At 62.0% G+C, this 1493-nt stretch carries 2 protein-coding genes; one reads left to right on the top strand and one right to left on the bottom strand.

The genetic code is table 11. The annotated features are described in order from the left end of the window. The first annotated feature begins 170 nt into the window (after positions 1 to 170). Positions 171 to 536, top strand: a complete 366-nt coding sequence (locus ACW9HW_RS30025) for an Mpo1-like protein (RefSeq protein WP_095196533.1) — start codon at positions 171 to 173, stop codon at positions 534 to 536. Here the strand turns inward: ACW9HW_RS30025 and ACW9HW_RS30020 are convergent, their stop codons facing one another. Further along, complete coding sequence (locus ACW9HW_RS30020) at positions 537 to 1334, bottom strand: acyl-CoA thioesterase (protein WP_095196532.1); 798 nt, start codon at positions 1332 to 1334, stop codon at positions 537 to 539. Between the last annotated feature and the right edge of the window lie 159 nt (positions 1335 to 1493).

Genomic DNA, 1493 nt, shown 5'->3' with positions numbered 1-1493 from the left:
GGGTACGCATTCCTATGTGGGAGCGAGCCTGCTCGCGAAGGGGCCCGCCAGGTCAATATCAATATTGCCCATGGCCCCTATCACTTCGATAGCCATCCTTGATTCGCCGCCCGCATTGGCCGGGCCTATCCTTCAATCATGTAGTTCACATGGATTCGAGGATCAGCATCATGGGTAAACGTCACCCCAACCTTCCCGCCTGGCAATGGCGTGCCTACCCGAACAATCACCAGCACCCGACCAATCTGGTGCTGCACCTGATCGCCGTGCCGCTGTTTATCGTCGCGTTTCTGCTGATTGTTTCCGGGGTGTTCGGCCTGAACCTGGCGAACGTCGCCATCGGCGTCATAGGCGTGATCGCCGCGCTGGGGTTGCAGCGTCACGGTCACACCCTGGAAGTGCAAGCGTCCGAACCGTTCAGTGATCGCAAGGATGCGGTGTCGCGCCTGATGGTCGAGCAGTTCCTGACCTTTCCGCGGTTTTTCCTCAGCGGAGGCTGGTGGCGCGCCTGGCGTGAGCGCCACCGCCGTCATTGATCAGGCAAAGACGGTCACCGTCTGCCGGCTCATGGCGATCAAACGGCCTTCCACATCCCACAGATTCGCCGCGGCATGGCCGTAGCCGTCGGTGGCGTGTTCGGTTTCGACGAGGTATTTGCACCAGTCCAGTGTGCTCAGTTCCAGCAGAGGCTGGACGAATTCGATGGTCCAGGTCAGCGTGCTGCCCATGGCCGGTTTCTTCAGGTGCGGCATCACGGCCGGTGGCCAGGCGTCCACCAGCGCCAGAATGTGGGCTTCGCTGATCGCCTCTTCCTTCACATCACCACGCAACCGCACCCAGCCGCCCATCTGGCGCGAGGTATTGCCGGTGAACGGCAGCCCGCCGACACTCCAGCGCATCGCCAGATGACGCATGAACTCCGGAATCACGCCTTCAATGAACGGCAGTTCCTGGCAGTCATCCCAATGCTTCATTTCCGGCGCCGGTTGCGCGGTCACGGCCACTTCCGAAGCCCGCGAGGCGCCGAAGCTGCCCTGGATCATGGTCACTACCTGCCCCTTCTGCATTGCCCGGCCCAGCACCTGGCTGACGGCCTTGCCCTCGCGCAACACATCGACTTCAAAACTGACCGGCACTTCGGGTTCCACCGGGCCAACGAAAGTGATCGCCAGCGAGCGCACCGGACGATCCGCCGGCACCTTTGCGCGCATGGCTTCGTACTGCAAGGCGGCCACCAGGCCACCGAAACTGGCGCGCCCCTGCGCCCATCCGGCCGGGATGGTCAGCTCCAGCGGTTGGCGGCGGACAGCGTCGAGCAGATCGGAAAAGCGCATGGAAACCTCAGGGGCGAAAATGAATGAAGGGATCTTAACCAGCCGGCGAAGGCTGTACAGCGCGTATTCCGGCCAAATTCACCGGCAGATGAGCCGCTCAGTATTCATGCCATACATAAACCCCCTGTGGGAGCGAGCCTGCTCGCGAATGCGGCGAGT

The organism is Pseudomonas sp. SDO5532_S415 (assembly GCF_054071155.1).
Note: the sequence above shows the minus strand (reverse complement) of the source record. Positions and strands in the feature narration are given on the sequence as shown.

What these genes read in the sequence shown, in the direction of transcription:
- ACW9HW_RS30025 (WP_095196533.1), top strand. Translation starts at nt 171, where the DNA reads ATGGGTAAACGTCACCCCAACCTTCCCGCCTGGCAATGGCGTGCCTAC.
- ACW9HW_RS30020 (WP_095196532.1), bottom strand. Translation starts at nt 1,334, where the DNA reads ATGCGCTTTTCCGATCTGCTCGACGCTGTCCGCCGCCAACCGCTGGAG.